Annotated in this window: 12 protein-coding genes and 1 tRNA gene; all 13 read left to right on the top strand. The window is 71.7% G+C overall.

Annotated features, from left to right (window positions below; genetic code table 11):
- Window positions 1-152 precede the first annotated feature (152 nt).
- The gene (locus tag ASF22_RS09670; RefSeq protein WP_056263739.1) at window positions 153-986 is read left to right on the top strand and encodes a DUF3108 domain-containing protein; all 834 of its coding nucleotides are present in this window, start codon (window positions 153-155) and stop codon (window positions 984-986) included.
- Window positions 987-994: 8 nt separating this feature from the next.
- Window positions 995-1,366, top strand: a complete 372-nt coding sequence (locus tag ASF22_RS09665) for a hypothetical protein (RefSeq protein WP_056263639.1) — start codon at window positions 995-997, stop codon at window positions 1,364-1,366.
- 68 nt (window positions 1,367-1,434) lie between these two features.
- Window positions 1,435-4,848 carry a helicase-related protein gene (locus tag ASF22_RS09660; protein WP_056263637.1) on the top strand — a complete coding sequence of 1,138 codons (3,414 nt, stop codon included), beginning with the start codon at window positions 1,435-1,437 and terminating at the stop codon, window positions 4,846-4,848.
- Between the two features lie 15 nt (window positions 4,849-4,863).
- Window positions 4,864-5,169, top strand: coding sequence for an RNA-binding S4 domain-containing protein (locus ASF22_RS09655; protein WP_056171960.1), 306 nt, complete (start codon window positions 4,864-4,866; stop codon window positions 5,167-5,169).
- A 214-nt stretch (window positions 5,170-5,383) separates the two neighbouring features.
- A complete protein-coding gene (gene fdxA / locus ASF22_RS09650) occupies window positions 5,384-5,722 on the top strand; it encodes a ferredoxin FdxA (RefSeq protein WP_056171963.1) in 339 nt (112 codons plus the stop codon).
- A 530-nt stretch (window positions 5,723-6,252) separates the two neighbouring features.
- The gene (locus ASF22_RS09645) at window positions 6,253-6,846 is read left to right on the top strand and encodes a CarD family transcriptional regulator (RefSeq protein ID WP_056263635.1); all 594 of its coding nucleotides are present in this window, start codon (window positions 6,253-6,255) and stop codon (window positions 6,844-6,846) included.
- Between the two features lie 238 nt (window positions 6,847-7,084).
- Window positions 7,085-7,957, top strand: coding sequence for an RNA polymerase factor sigma-32 (locus ASF22_RS09640; protein ID WP_056171967.1), 873 nt, complete (start codon window positions 7,085-7,087; stop codon window positions 7,955-7,957).
- A gap of 240 nt (window positions 7,958-8,197) precedes the next feature.
- Window positions 8,198-8,395, top strand: coding sequence for a hypothetical protein (locus ASF22_RS09635; RefSeq protein ID WP_156368810.1), 198 nt, complete (start codon window positions 8,198-8,200; stop codon window positions 8,393-8,395).
- On the top strand, window positions 8,392-9,180 hold the full coding sequence (locus tag ASF22_RS09630; RefSeq protein ID WP_056263628.1) for a 4'-phosphopantetheinyl transferase superfamily protein: 789 nt from the start codon (window positions 8,392-8,394) through the stop codon (window positions 9,178-9,180). Before ASF22_RS09635 ends, ASF22_RS09630 begins: the two co-directional genes overlap by 4 nt.
- A gap of 102 nt (window positions 9,181-9,282) precedes the next feature.
- A tRNA-Pro gene (locus tag ASF22_RS09625) sits at window positions 9,283-9,359 on the top strand.
- A 141-nt stretch (window positions 9,360-9,500) separates the two neighbouring features.
- Window positions 9,501-11,525: a glycosyltransferase gene (locus tag ASF22_RS09620; protein ID WP_056263737.1), complete on the top strand. Its 2,025-nt coding sequence runs from the start codon at window positions 9,501-9,503 to the stop codon at window positions 11,523-11,525.
- Window positions 11,522-12,628 (top strand): glycosyltransferase, encoded by a 1,107-nt coding sequence (locus ASF22_RS09615; RefSeq protein WP_056263626.1) that lies wholly within the window; start codon window positions 11,522-11,524, stop codon window positions 12,626-12,628. Before ASF22_RS09620 ends, ASF22_RS09615 begins: the two co-directional genes overlap by 4 nt.
- 453 nt (window positions 12,629-13,081) lie before the next feature.
- The gene (locus ASF22_RS09610; RefSeq protein WP_244473663.1) at window positions 13,082-14,515 is read left to right on the top strand and encodes a GumC family protein; all 1,434 of its coding nucleotides are present in this window, start codon (window positions 13,082-13,084) and stop codon (window positions 14,513-14,515) included.
- Window positions 14,516-14,527 lie beyond the last annotated feature (12 nt).

The following is a 14,527-nucleotide window of genomic DNA, read 5'->3' as shown; positions in this document are numbered from 1 at the left end:
CCAACGATGTGTTAACCATGGGAGCGGACGATGCGGGACTACGGACCCGGCCGCGTCTCGACCGGGCATCCTCGCAGCACCCCGAGTTCCCAGCCATGTGCGCCCAGCGTTTCCCCAGCGCCAGCCTTTCCTTCGCGGCTCTCGCCGCTCTCATGGTCGCGACGGCGCCGGTTCAGGCGCGCCCCAAGGCGTCCGCCGCCGCCCCCGCCAACGTCACCGTCGATTACGGCATCGCGCTCGCCGGCATCCCCATCGGCACCGCCCAGGTGACGGGGGCCTTCGAGAGCACGCGCTACCGCATGGACGTGTCGGCCCGCCTCACGGGCCTCGTCGGCGCGGTGACGGGCGGCATGGGCTCGGCCCGCGCCAGCGGCCTCATCGCCACCGGACCGCAGCCGAGCGCCTTCGCCATCTCCACCAAGACCTCGAATTCCGGCATCGCCGTGCGGATGGCACTGGCGCGCGGCACCGTCACCCAGGCCCAAATCACCCCGCCGCTGGTCGACATGGGCGACCGCGTGCCGATCACGCCCGAGAACAAGCGCGGCGTCATCGATCCGGCGAGCGCCCTGATGATGCCCGCCGTGGCCCGGGGCGAGCTCATCGACCCGGCCAATTGCAACCGCACCCTGCCGGTCTTCGACGGCGCCACCCGCTTCGACGTGGTGCTGAGCTACGGCGAGACCCGCACGGTGGAGAAGCCGGGTTATTCGGGGCCGATCCTCGTCTGCAACGCCCGCTACCAGGCCATCGCGGGTCACCGGCCCGACCGGCCGGGGGTGAAGTTCATGGAGGACAACCGCGACATGTCCGTGTGGCTCGCGCCCGTGGAGGGCACCCGCGTGCTCCTGCCGATCCGCATCTCCGTGCGCACCACCATCGGCACCAACATCATCGAGGCGACGCGCTGGAACCGCAGCGGCGGCACGACGACGGCCGGGGCGCCCACGACCGGCACCCTCGCGAGCCTCGGCGAGCAGCGCTGACCCTGCGGATGCGACGCTTCCGTCCCGTCCTCGCCCTCCTGCTCGCCGCCGGCCCCGCCGCGGCGGCCCCCTTGAGCACCGACGATTCCGGGTGCGGTGGCGACGCCTATTCCTCGGCCGAGGTGGTGGAGGGGCGCCGCCCCCGGGGCAGGCCGCTCACGGCCATGCCCGACACCCTCTGCGCCGACCTCGCGGCGCCGCCGGCCCGGACCCGGATCGAGATCTACGGCGTGCCGGGCCTCGGCGGTGCGGGTCCGGGGGGATACGACCCGGGCGGCGGTTACGACGCGGGCCGACCTGGCCCCGATGGCCTTGGCGGAACCGGCGCCGGCGCCCCATATGAGCGTGGACCGCCACGTCGCCCACGCCGGGGCGACTGATCGGGCCTTTCCCGCGCGACACGTTCACCGTCGCCGGCCTGTCTCGCCGAAGGGACCGCCCCGCGCCCATGCTCCGCCCCTCCCTCCCCCCGCAGGCCCGCGCACGCGGCGTCACGGCGGTGCTCGGGCCGACCAACACCGGCAAGACCCACCTCGCCATCGAGCGGATGCTCGCCCACCCGACGGGTATGATCGGCCTGCCCCTGCGGCTGCTGGCGCGCGAGGTCTACCTGCGGGTGGTGGCCAAGGTCGGGGTCGACAAGGTCGCCCTCGTCACGGGTGAGGAAAAAATAAAACCCGACCGGCCGCGCTACTGGATCTCCACCATCGAGGCGATGCCGCGCGACCTCGACGTCGCCTACGTGGCCATCGACGAGATCCAGCTCGCCGCCGACATGGACCGGGGCCACGTCTTCACCGACCGCCTGCTGCACCAGCGCGGGCGCGAGGAGACCCTGCTGATCGGCTCCTCGACCATGCTGCCCCTGGTGCAGTCGCTGATCCCCGGCGTCCACACCACCACGCGGCCCCGGCTGTCGCAGCTGACCTTCGCGGGCGAGAAGAAGCTCGGGCGCCTGCCCCGGCGCACGGCCATCGTGGCGTTCTCGGCCGAGGAGGTCTACGCCATCGCCGAACTGATCCGGCGCCAGCGCGGCGGCGCGGCGGTGGTGCTCGGCGCCCTGTCGCCCCGCACCCGCAACGCCCAGGTCGAGCTCTACCAGTCCGGCGAGGTCGATTACCTCATCGCCACGGATGCGGTGGGGATGGGGCTCAACCTCGACGTCGACCACGTCGCCTTCGCGGCGAACTGGAAGTACGACGGCACGCGCTTTCGCAAGCTCACGCCCCCCGAGATGGGGCAGATCGCGGGGCGGGCCGGGCGCCACCTCTCGGACGGGACCTTCGGCTCCACGGGGCGCTGCGCCCCCTTCGAGCCCGAGATGATCGAGGCCCTGGAGACCCACGATTTCGAGCCCCTGCGGGTGCTGCAATGGCGCAACCCGGACCTCGACTTCTCCTCCCTCAAGGCCCTGCAGGCGAGCCTCGACGAGCACCCGCGCGAACGCGGCCTCACCCGTGCCCCCATGGGCGAGGACCAGTCGGCGCTGGAAATCCTCATGCGCGAGGACGACATCCGCGACATGGCCTCCACACCCGCCACGGTGAAGCGGCTGTGGGATGTGTGCGGGGTGCCGGACTACCGCAAGGTCCATCCCCATACCCATGCCGACCTCGTCGCCCAGCTGTTCCGCTTCCTCATGCGGGGCATGGCCGGGCGCATTCCCAATGACTGGTTCGCCAAGCACGTGGCGATGATCGACCGCACCGACGGCGACATCGACGCGCTCTCCCAGCGCATCGCGCAGGGGCGGACCTGGACCTTCGTGGCGAACCGGCCGGATTGGCTCATCGATCCGGTGCATTGGCAGGGCGAGACGCGTCGGGTAGAGGACAGGCTGTCCGACGCCCTGCACGAACGCCTTGCAAGTCGTTTCGTCGACCGGCGTACCAGCGTCCTGATGCGGCGCTTGAGAGAGAATACGATGTTGGAAGCTGAGATCACCGCCGGCGGGGACGTTACCGTCGAGGGACAGCATGTCGGCCATCTGCATGGCTTCCAGTTCGTCCCGGACCCCGGCGCGGAGGGCCATGAGGCCAAGACCCTGCGCAGCGCGGCCGAGAAGGCGCTCGCCGGCGAGATCGAGGCCCGCGCCGAGCGGTTCTCGGCCGCCGCCGACGCGTCCCTGGTGCTGAGCCACGACGGCGTCGTGCGCTGGACCGGCGACCCGGTGGCCAAGCTGACGCCCGGCGACAAGCTGTTCGAGCCGCACGTGCGCCTGCTGGCCGACGAGCAGCTCACGGGCCCCGCCCGCGACAAGGTCGAGGGCCGGCTGACCGCCTGGCTCAAGGCCCACGTGGTGCGGCTCCTCGGGCCGCTCATGGAGATCGAGACGGCGGCCGACCTCACGGGCCTCGCCAAGGGCATCGGCTACCAGGTGGTCGAGTCGCTGGGCGTCCTGGAACGGTCCAAGGTGATGCACGAGATGCGCACCCTGGATCAGGAGGGCCGCGGGGCGCTCCGCCGCCACGGCGTGCGCTTCGGCGCCTATCACATCTTCCTGCCGGCCCTATTGAAGCCGGCGCCCCGGACCCTGGCGGCCCAGCTCTGGGCCCTCAAGAACGGCGGCCTCGACCAGCGCGGCCTCGACGAGATCGCGCATCTTGCGAGCTCCGGCCGCACCTCGATCAAGGTCGACCCCGAGATCGCCAAGGGCCTCTACCGCGCCGCCGGCTTCCGGGTGTGCGGCGAGCGCGCCGTGCGCGTCGACATCCTTGAGCGCCTCGCCGATCTCATCCGCCCGGCCATCGCCTACCGCCCCGGCACCACCCCGGGCGAGGCGCCCGCCGGCACCGCCGACGGCGACGCCTTCGTGGCCACCGTGGGCATGACCTCGCTGGTCGGCTGCTCGGGCGAGGATTTCGCCTCGATCCTGAAGTCGCTCGGCTACGCCCCGGAGACCCGTCCGGGCCCGGCCATCACCGTGCCGCTGCTGCCCGCGGCCTCGACCCAGCCCGTACAGGTGAGCGTGCCGGCCGATGACACGGCCGACGCGACGACCGGGGACGGCGCCGCGAACGACGATGCCCCCACTGCAGAGGGTGAAGCCGCTCAGGCGGCCGAGGGCCACGACGGCGCCACGGCCGTGGATGCCGCCATCGAGCCCGGCGCGACGGCCGACGCCGTGGCGACGCCCCTGATCGAGAACCCCATCGAAGCCACCGCACCGGAGCCGGCGATGGTTTCGGAAGAAGCGACCTCGGAAGAAGCGACCACGCCCGAGACGACTTCGGTAGACACGACTTCGGCAGACACGACTTCGGACGAGACTGCCGAGACAATTGAGCCGGCCCCCGAGCCCGTGGCCGAGGCCGCCAGCCTCGCCGACGCGGCCGAGCACCCCACCGAGGCCGTGTCGGCCGACGGCGCTGAGGGCGAGGACGCAACGAGCGAAGGCGCCGAGGACGAGGCCGCTGCGGCGGAGATCGTCACCGTCGAGGTCTGGCGGCTTCAGCGCCAGCAGCGTAGCGCCCCGCGTCAGAACCGCCCGCGTGGTGGTGGTCGCGACCGCGACGGTGCGGCTCCCAACCGCGCCCCCGGCGAAGGTCGGCCGGATCAGCGCCGTCAGGCCGGTGCCGGTGCGTCCGACGGTCAGGGACGCCCGCGTGGTGGTGCCCCCGGCGGCGAGCGTCCGGAGGGCGGACGCCGCGAGGGTGGACGGCCCGAGAACGGTCGTCCCCAGCGCCGCGAGCGCTTCGAGCCGGGCCGGACCCGTCCCGACCGGCGCGACGAACCCCGTGCGGCGCCGCGCGACGAGCCGCGGCCGCAGCGCCGCGAGCGGGCCCCGGACCCGGATTCGCCCTTCGCCAAGCTGGCCGCCCTCAAGGCCCAGCTCGAGGCGGGCGAGGGGAACAAGCGTTGAGGCGCACATGAAGCGATGAAGCCGGGGCGCCAGCGTCTCGACAAATGGTTGTGGTTCGCGCGCTTCGCGCGGACCCGCACCCTCGCGGCGGGCCTCGTCGAGGCGGGATACGTCCGGGTGAACGGACGTCGGGCCGACGCGGCGGCCACCGCCATCGCGGTGGGCGACGTCGTCACCGTGGCGGCGGCCCACACCACCGCCCTGGTGCGGGTGCTCGACCTCGGCGAACGCCGCGGCGGCGCGCCGGAAGCCCAGACGCTCTATGCCGATCTCAACACGGCCTCCCTGGATACGACCGCCGTCGACACGCCGCCGGGCTGAACACCCCGTGTCCCCCGTACGACACCGGTGCCGTCGACTGCGCAGGGCCGGGTTGCCGCGCTTGTCAGCCCTTCGGCCAGGGTCTAGAGCCTGCCCCATCAGGCGGAGCGGGTACCCGCACCAGCCAAAGCGTCAACGGATTTGCAAGGCCATCGGGTCGGCGGGGTTTCCCCATCGCGGTCCGGGCCGGCGCGGATCGAGGACTGAAGGCCCCATGACCTACGTCGTCACCGACAATTGCATCAAGTGCAAGTACATGGACTGCGTCGAGGTGTGTCCGGTGGACTGCTTCTACGAAGGCGACAACATGCTCGTCATCCATCCCGACGAATGCATCGATTGCGGCGTGTGCGAGCCGGAATGCCCCGCCGAGGCGATCAAGCCCGACACGGAGCCGAGCCTCGAGACCTGGCTGAAGGTCAACGCCGACTACGCCAAGACCTGGCCGAACATCACCCAGAAGAAGGACGCCCCCGCCGACGCCAAGGAGTGGGACGGGGTCGCCGGCAAGTTCGAGGCGCACTTCTCGGCGAGCCCCGGCAAAGGCGACTGACACGCGTCGAGGACGAACGAGACCCCGCCTCGACCGCCTGCCGCGCCCATGGCGCCGGGTGGATCGTCGCGCCCGGGAGACCGCGCCGGATGCCGGGTCGAACCGTCCGCTGCTTGCCGCTCCCGATGCCGCTCGCGCGTCCCGGCCTGCGTCAAAGCGATGCGATCGCCGGGGATTCGCGTTGGACGCCGGGTGAGCCTGTGCCGGCAATCCTTTGATTCGGCGGCACGATTGTGCTATGCCTATGGCCTGCCGTCGTTCGTGCCCGACGTGCTGCCTCCGGCCCTCGACAGATGGCTCTCTCGCAAGCTTGAGAAAACGAGGTCGCATGCGATCGACCGCTGGAGGCGCGTGGCGCCTTCGGCGGACGGTCTTTCGTTGCGCTGTGTCGGTTAGCCCGGGAATCCGTGGGTCCGGCCTCTTTCGAGGATCGGCTTCCGGCCAAGGGGCTGAGGCCGGGTGACCCACCCCGGGAGTTACGGTTCGGCGCGGCGATCGATTCCGCGCGATGTTCTGGAGGCGCTTCTCGCATGACCACAGCCAAGAAGACGACGGCAACGGGCCGGCAAGGCTTCAAGACCGGCGAAGCGGTCGTGTATCCGGCGCATGGTGTCGGCCGCATCACCGCCATCGAGGAGCAGGAGATCGCCGGGTACAAGCTCGAGCTGTTCGTCGTCTCGTTCGAGAAGGACAAGATGGTCCTGCGCGTGCCCACCGCGAAGGCCAACAGCGTCGGCATGCGCAAGCTCGCCGAGCCCGAGCTCGTCAAGAAGGCCCTCGACGTCCTCACCGGCCGCGCCCGGATCAAGCGCACCATGTGGTCGCGCCGGGCCCAGGAATACGAGGCCAAGATCAATTCGGGCGATCTGCTCTCGGTGACCGAGGTGGTGCGCGATCTGTTCCGCTCCGAGGCCCAGCCCGAGCAATCCTACAGCGAGCGTCAGCTCTACGAGGCCGCCCTCGATCGCATCGTGCGCGAGATTTCCTCGGTGAACCGCATCACCGAGACCGAGGCCCTCAAGCTCATCGAGCAGAGCTTGGCGAAGTCGCCGCGCCGCGCCAAGGGCGAGGCGGAAGCCGAGGGTGAGGCCGAGGCCGACGAGATCCAGGAAGAGGCGGCCTGAGCCGCATCCGCTCCATCTGAATCGATACGAAGATCCGGGCCCGGCGCAGCAGCGCCGGGCTTTTTCGTACCGATCCCGGCTGCCCCTGCGCGGATCTGTATTCACCAAGGCGCGATGCGGGAACAATCGCCGCGACGCCTCCGTTGTCAGTCGCCACGCAAAGACTGTGTGTTCGCCCCCGAATGGGACGTTCCGATCTTGCGGCAGAAGCGAACGTTTCAACGAGGCGGAGGCGGGGATGGCGGACATCGCTGGGATACGGCGTCAGTTCATACGCACGGCGATGGAAGCGCCTTTCCTTGCCCGTGACGAAGAACGCGGCCTCGCCGTCCGCTGGAAGGACAAGCGCGACGAGCGCGCCCTGCACGGCCTGATCGAGGCCCACATGCGCCTCGTCATCGCCATCGCGGGCCGCTTTCGCCACTACGGCCTGCCGATGGCGGATCTGGTCCAGGAAGGGCATGTCGGTCTGATGGAGGCCGCCGCCCGGTTCGAGCCGGAGCGGGAGGTCAGGTTCTCGACCTACGCCACGTGGTGGATCCGCGCTTCGATCCAGGATTACATCCTGCGCAACTGGTCCATCGTTCGCGGTGGCACGAGTTCGGCCCAGAAGGCCCTTTTCTTCAATTTGCGGCGCCTCCGTGCCCGACTCATGCAATCCACCGAGGAGCATGTCGGCGACGAGATCCACCGCCGCATCGCCACCGCCATCGGCGTCTCCCGCGAGGATGTCGCCCTCATGGACGCGCGCCTGTCGGGGCCCGACATGTCCCTCAACGCCCCCGTCGGCGAGGAGAGTGAGGCCTCGTCCGAGCGGATGGACTTCCTCGTGGACGGTGCGGCCCTGCCCGACGAGACGGTTTCGGCCCAGGTCGACGGCGAGCGCCGCCTGACCTGGCTCAACGAAGCCCTGGCCGTGCTGTCGGAGCGCGAACTGCGCATCCTCAAGGAGCGCCGTCTCGCCGAGGATCAGGCGACGTTGGAAGCCCTCGGCCTGCGCCTCGGGATCTCGAAGGAGCGCGTGCGCCAGATCGAGAACCGGGCCCTGGAGAAGTTGCGCCGGGCCCTCGCCGAGCGATTCCCGCAGACGGCGGGCAACGTCTACGCCTGACGGCTCTCGAGCTCTCGTAGGAACGAGGCATATCGGTTGGATCTGTGCGTCGCGTCGGGTCGGATATCCGGGGCGGCGCCGTTTTCGTTTCTGAATGTGACACCCACGCAACAGCGTGAGGTTCGGTACAATTTTATCGATCCGGCATCTTTCGCTACCCGCGGCGGTCGCGTTACGCTCGGGCACGGAAGTGTGATCGAGCCGATGAACGACCGAGACCCCCTCCCCTGGAAATCGATCATGGTCCTGCCGACCCTGATCGCCCTCTCGGCCTCGGCGGTGCTGCTGGTCTCCCTTCACCACCGCCTGTCGGTGCAGGCCGCAATCGGCCTGTTCGTGGGCGCCCTCGCCGTGGTGGAGATCGGGTATCTGCTGATCCTCGTCGCCGTGAGCCGTCGCGACACGCCACGACGACTTCCCGTCTCGCGCGGGCGGTGACGGGTCCTCCCGGAAGCGCATTCCCGGTCTCGGATTGGCCGGTCTCGGATTGGCCAGTCCGTGAGCCCGGTTGGCTCGGGGGCGCCATCGTCTGGCATGCAGGCCTTCGCCTCGACGCCGCACGCCGCGCCGCCTGCCTCGCCCTCCTCGACCGCGACGAGACGCTCCGCGCCGACCGGTTCCTGCAGGCCCGCGACCGGGATCGCTTCATCGCGAGCCACGCGGCCCTGCGCCTCCTCCTGGCCGGCGCCCTGGAGGCGGAGGCGCGAACCCTGTCCTTCTCGGTCTCCGCGTTCGGACGGCCGAGCCTCGCCGGTGCGCAGGCCGGACGCCTCGACGTCAACCTGTCCCATTCGGGCGAGCACGCCCTCGTGGCCCTTTCGCCCACGGGGCGGATCGGGGTCGACATCGAGGTGCCGCGGCCGATGCCCGATGCCCTGCGGATCGCCCGCGCCCATTTCCATCCCCGGGAGATCGCCGCCCTCGAAGCCCACGGATCCGACGGGGAGGCCGCGTTCTATGCCTGCTGGACGTCCAAGGAAGCCTTCGTGAAGGCGGTGGGGGCGGGCCTGTCGCGGCCACTGAACGGGTTCGCCGTCGCGGTCCCACCCGCCCCTGCGGCCCTGCTGGAGGTCGACGATGCGGATGGACCGGCCTCCGCCTGGACCTTGGCCGCCCTCGCGCCGGCACCGGGCACGGTCGGCGCCGTGGCCCTCGCGATTCCCCGGGCGGCGATCGCCCTGGCGGCCCTGTCGCCCGACTGGGCCGACCGGATCGGCACCTGACCGTCGACACATCGAAGAAAGCGCGCAGCCGGGCAACGATCCGCTTGCAGGCCGCCGTCGGCCTCGCTATAGGTCCGCTCGTCGGCGCAGCGCGCCGGCCTTCGGAGTGTAGCGCAGTCTGGTAGCGCACCACGTTCGGGACGTGGGGGTCGCAGGTTCAAATCCTGCCACTCCGACCAGCTCTCCCCGGGAGAGCGGTCTTCCCGGCTCAGAGAGCACAAGCAATTCTTCATGAATTCCTCCCACCCTCGGCCAAAGGCTGGGGCTGGTTCGGCGTGTCGAGGTCTCGGCGGCACCCCATCACGGACGTGACCGTCGTCATGCGCGAACACGATGGCCATGGCGTCGCCGGGTGGCCCTTCGGGCCACGAGCCAAGGACGGAGCCGTTCCGGCGACCCTTCCGGACGGACGGCCCTGGCCGAATCTGCACATCCTCACGCCGTCGCCCCCCGGCGCGCCCGGCCTCGCCGGCACGGACGCCTCCGTGGCGGGCCAGGATTACCGGCCGCTCCAGCACCATCACGTCCCGCCCGGACCCGAGGCAACGGCCCGCGTCGCCGCCCTGCTGTCCGATCCGTCCGTGGATTTCGTCCTCGTCCTGCGGGCGGGGGACCTCCTGGCGCCGGGCGCCCTCGCGTCCCTCGCCCTGGAGGCGTCCCTCGCGGCGGCGGACGTCGTCACCGGCCTGCGGGTGGTGTTCGGCGAAACGGTTCTGGGCCTCGATGCGGTCGCGCAGGCGCCCGGCCCCCTCGACGGCCGGGTTCCGGCCGGACGCCTCGGCCCCTTCACCGGCGGCGAATGCCTGCTGTCGCGGGCGGCGATCCGCGCGGCCGGCGGCCTCGACCTCGCCGAGCCGTCTCCGGTCGCCGCGTTGTGGCCACGCCTCGCGGGGCTGCGGCTGGCGCGGGTCGGGCGCCCGGTCCTGCTCCAGCGCGCGCCGGAGGGTCAGGCCCCGCCTCCGCAGCCCGCCGGCCTCGCCATCGCGGCCCTGACCGACCAGGGCGCCGGCGGCGGGGCGGGCATCGCCCATCGCCGCCTCGCCGAAGCCCTCGCGCTGTCGGGGCATCGGGTGACGGGCCTGCGGCTGTTCGACGAGGCCGTGCCGGCGAGAGCCGAGTGGCAGGACCGTTTCCCCCGCACCGAGGCGGCGATCCGGGACGGGGGCCACGATCTCCTCCTCGTCGGCAACATCCACGGCGCGACGCGCCGGCTCGGCCTCCTCGCGCGCCTCGCCGCACACCTTCCCGTCGCCGTCGTGATGCACGACCTGTTCCCCATCACCGGGCGCTGCGCCTTCCCGTGCGACTGCACCCGCCTCGCCACGGGCTGCGACGCGGGCTGCCCGACCCCGACGCAGTACCCCTACCTCGCACCGTCCCGGATCGCGGGCGTCCATGCCGAAAAGCGGGCGTACCTCGCCGGTCCCGGCGGCCCCCTGCTCCTGACCAACTCGGCCTGGACCCACGAGTACACCCGTGCCAACGCGCCTGCCGGCACCGCCGTGGCCCGGATCGACCTCGCGTTTCCCACGGGGGCCTTCCGGCCCGGCGACCGGACGGCCCTGCGCAGACGCCTCGGCCTGCCCGTCGACGGCGTGCTGGTGATGTTCGCCGCCGTCATCGCCGACGCCCCCGGCAAGGGGTTCGCCGACCTCGTCGCCACCCTGCGCCGCGTCGCGCGGCCGGGTGTCGGCTTCGTCGCCGTGGGACGCCTCGACGATCCGGACGCCCTCGGCCTGCCCGACCTGTTCGCCGCCGGTCCCGTCGGCGACGAGGCCGGTCTGGCGGCGTGGTACGGCGCCTGCGACATCTACCTCACCGCCAGCCTCAACGAGACCCTGGGACAGACCCCCGTGGAGGCGGGGCTGTGCGGACTTCCCACCGTGGCCTACCGGGCCTCCGGACTCACCAGCGCGGTGATCGACGGCGTCTCGGGCGTCCTCGTCCCGCAGGAGCCCGGCGCCCTCGCGGCCGCCCTCGCCGGTCTCATCGCCGACGAAGCCCGGCGCCGGCGCCTCGGCGCGCAGGCGCGGATCGCCTTTGAGGGCCGGTTCAGCCATGCCGCCGCCGCCCTGCGGTTCAACGACGTCCTCGTCGCACGGGGCCTGATCCCGGCGCCCGCCGACGGGCGCCTGCGCTTCGCGCCGGCCATGCTCGGCCGGTTCGCCTTCGCGCGGGTGCGTCATCCGGGCGAGACCGGGACCGTGCCGGGCCCCTCCCCCGCCCCGATCCGCCTCCTGCGCCGGGCCAAGCGCGCCGTCTTCGGCCGGGACCTGCCGCTTTGGATTCGCCGGGTCCTGTACGTGGGCAGTCTTCTCGCCAGCCCCTCGCGGCGCGCGCGATGAGTGCGGCCCTCGCCCTGACGGCGACGCCGGCGCCGCGCCGGGTCTATCTCGACCTGAGCAACCTGCGCGGCCACGTCACCGGGATCGAGCGGGTCGCCCTCGACCTGTTCTCGGCCGCGAACCTCGCCCCGCACGAGGTCCATTCCGTGCGCAGCGGCGGTGTACCCGGGATGATGCTGGCCCAGCATCTCGGCCTGCCGGCACGGGCGCTCGCCGACCGCTCGGCGCTGTTCGTCTTCCCCGGCTTCCCGCCGAGCCCCCTGAGCATCGCCTTCGGCACCCGCTGCGTCACCTACGTTCACGACACCTTCCTGCTGACCCGGCCGGAGGACCTGAGCTGGAAGAGCCGGCTCTACATGGCACCGAGCTTCGCCTTCGCCATGCGGTTCGGACGCCGCTTCCTCGTCAATTCACGCACCACCGGGCTGGCGGTGCGGGACGTGTGCCGGCGCGACGCCCTCGTGGCGCTGCTTCGGCCGGGGGTACGCGACGTCTTCGGCCTCGCTGATCTGGCGCGGACGGCGGCCTACGATCCGGCCCTACCCCTGCGCATCCTCGCCATCGGCACCATCGAACCGCGCAAGGATTATCCGGCCGCCCTCGCCATCGTGGCGGCCCTGAACGCCGCCGGCATCCGCGCGGAACTGCACGTGGTCGGCCGGGTCGGCTGGGGCCGCCACGCCTTCCTCGACGCACCGCCCGCCTTCCTCACCCTGCACGGCTACGTCGACGATGCCGGCCTGCGCCGCCTCGCCGAGAGCTGTCACCTTCTCCTGTCCACCTCGAAGGCCGAGGGCCTCGGGCTGCCCCTCCTCGAGGTCCAGCACGGCGGGTTGCCCGTGGTCGCCCCCGAGGGAGCGGTGTTCTCCGAGGTGCTGGGAGACTCCGCTCTGTTCGTCGCGCCGGACGACCCGGAGGGCACGGCCGCCCGCATCGCCGCCTGGGCGCGGACGCGGCTGCCCGAGGCGGCGCGGGCATCGCGGGCCAACGTGGCCCGCTGGAACGGTCTCGCGACCGCCGACGCGGCGCGTTTCCGCAGCTTCCTCGACCGGGGGACGGCGGCCTACGCGGACGCGCCGGACGGCGTCGTTCCGGCCTCCTGAGGGGTCGCCTGCGCCCCCCCGGCCGGACCGAGCCACGGGGTCGCATGCGGGATTCGGGCAGAGTTCGGTAATCATACCCCCCTGTCATCGAGGTTCCCCACAGGAATCCCCGTGGAGGTCGGCGTCGCGATAGCGTCTTCTACACCGGGGCGTTCGTAGGGTTTGCCGGTGCCGCGGACGGCTCCGTGAGGCCCGTCCGCGATGCGACGCTCATCCGTTCCGGTTCGGCCGACGCGAAGCCGGGGCAACGCGAAACCGGGACGGTGCGGGCTGGCACGCCCGCTGCTGAACCACCCCGCATCCACGTCGACGACGGGAGCGCCTGTGCCAAATCGGTACGGTCGTTCCCCGGATGAAGCGGAGCGAGGGCGGGGCGACACCCCGGAAGCGGGACGGTCGGGAGACGGGACGATGTTCGACTTCGGGACTACGATACGCGGGGAACCGATCGCGATGGAGCGCCCGTCCTCGGCACCCGAGCCCGCCGCCATCCTGCGCCGGCTCCGGCGGGGCCTCGGCCTCATCGTGCTCGCCGGCGTAATCGCCGTCGCCCTCGCGGTCGCGGGCCTCGGACTGCTGAAACCGGCCTACACCTCGGTCCTGCAGATCCTCGTCGATCCGACCGATCTCTCCGTCATCGCCAACGACCTCACCACCCGGTCGCCGCAGGCCGACAGCGGCGTCTCCATCGCCGAGAGCCAGGCGCGGGTGATCCAGTCGGACAGCGTCCTGGGCCGGGTGGTGGAACGCCTCAAGCTCGCCACCGACGACGAATTCGTCCGGACCCCTTCGACGAACCCCGTCGTCATCGGCGTCAAGCAACTCCTCGGCCTTGATCCGCCGCCGGCGAGCCGCGACCCGGTCAACATCGCCCTCGACACCCTGCGGACGAAGCTCGGCGTGCGCCGGGCGGAGCGGACCTTCGTCATCGACGTCTACGTGCAGACCCTCGACCCGGAGAAATCGGCGCGCATCGCCAACGCCATCGGCGACGCCTACTTCGCCGAGGAGGCCCGTGCGCGGATGGACGCGGCGCGGCGGGCCTCGGACGCCCTCTCGGGCCGCCTCACCAGCTTGCGGCGCGGGGTGGAGGAGGCCGAGGGCAAGGTGGTGAGGTACCGGGAGGCGAACAAGCTCGTCACCACCAGCGGCCGTCTTCTGAGCGACCAGCAGCTCAGCGACCTCAACCAGCAGCTCGTCACCGCCACGATCCGCACCGCCGAAGCCCAGTCGCGCCTCGACCAAGCCAGGCGGATGCGGGCGGGCGAGGCCGGCACCTCCCTGCCGGAGATGCTGCAATCCACCGAGATGCAGAACCTGCGGCAATCCTACGCCAGCCTGTCCCGCAACACCGCCGAACTCGCGACGCGGCTGGGCGAGCGCCACCCGGCCATGGCCGAGCAATTCGCCCAGCAACGCGATCTCCAACGCATGATCCAGCGCGAGAAGGAGCGGATCATCGACACCTCGCAGAAGGATTACGACCGGGCCGCCGCCACCGAAGCCGCCGTGCGCAAGAGCCTCGACCGGGCCAAGGTGGAGACCTCCGGGAACGACCGCGCCAACGTGGGCCTGCGCGAGTTGGAGCGCGAGCTCGACTCACGGCGCGCCGTCTACGAGACCTTCCTCAAGCGGGCACGGGAAACCTCGGAGCAGGAGCGCCTCAACAGCTCCAACGTCCGGGTGATCTCGGCCGCGACCCCGGCGCGCCTGCGGAGCTGGCCGCCCTCGCCCAAGGTGATCCTGCCCGTCGCCCTGGCGCTCGGCCTCGCCCTCGGGGCCGGCCTCGCCCTGCTGCGGGGCGCCAGCCGCGACCGCCGTGACGCGATGGATCGCAGCCCCGCCGCACCCGTCGGCGCCCGGAGTTTCCGCGCCGTCGACGCCTGAGCGGGTTTCGCA

The sequence above is a fragment of the Methylobacterium sp. Leaf87 genome (assembly GCF_001422775.1).
Classification (GTDB): Bacteria; Pseudomonadota; Alphaproteobacteria; order Rhizobiales; family Beijerinckiaceae; genus Methylobacterium.
The sequence above is the reverse complement of the archived record's forward strand: the minus strand, read 5'-3'. Positions and strand labels throughout refer to the sequence as shown.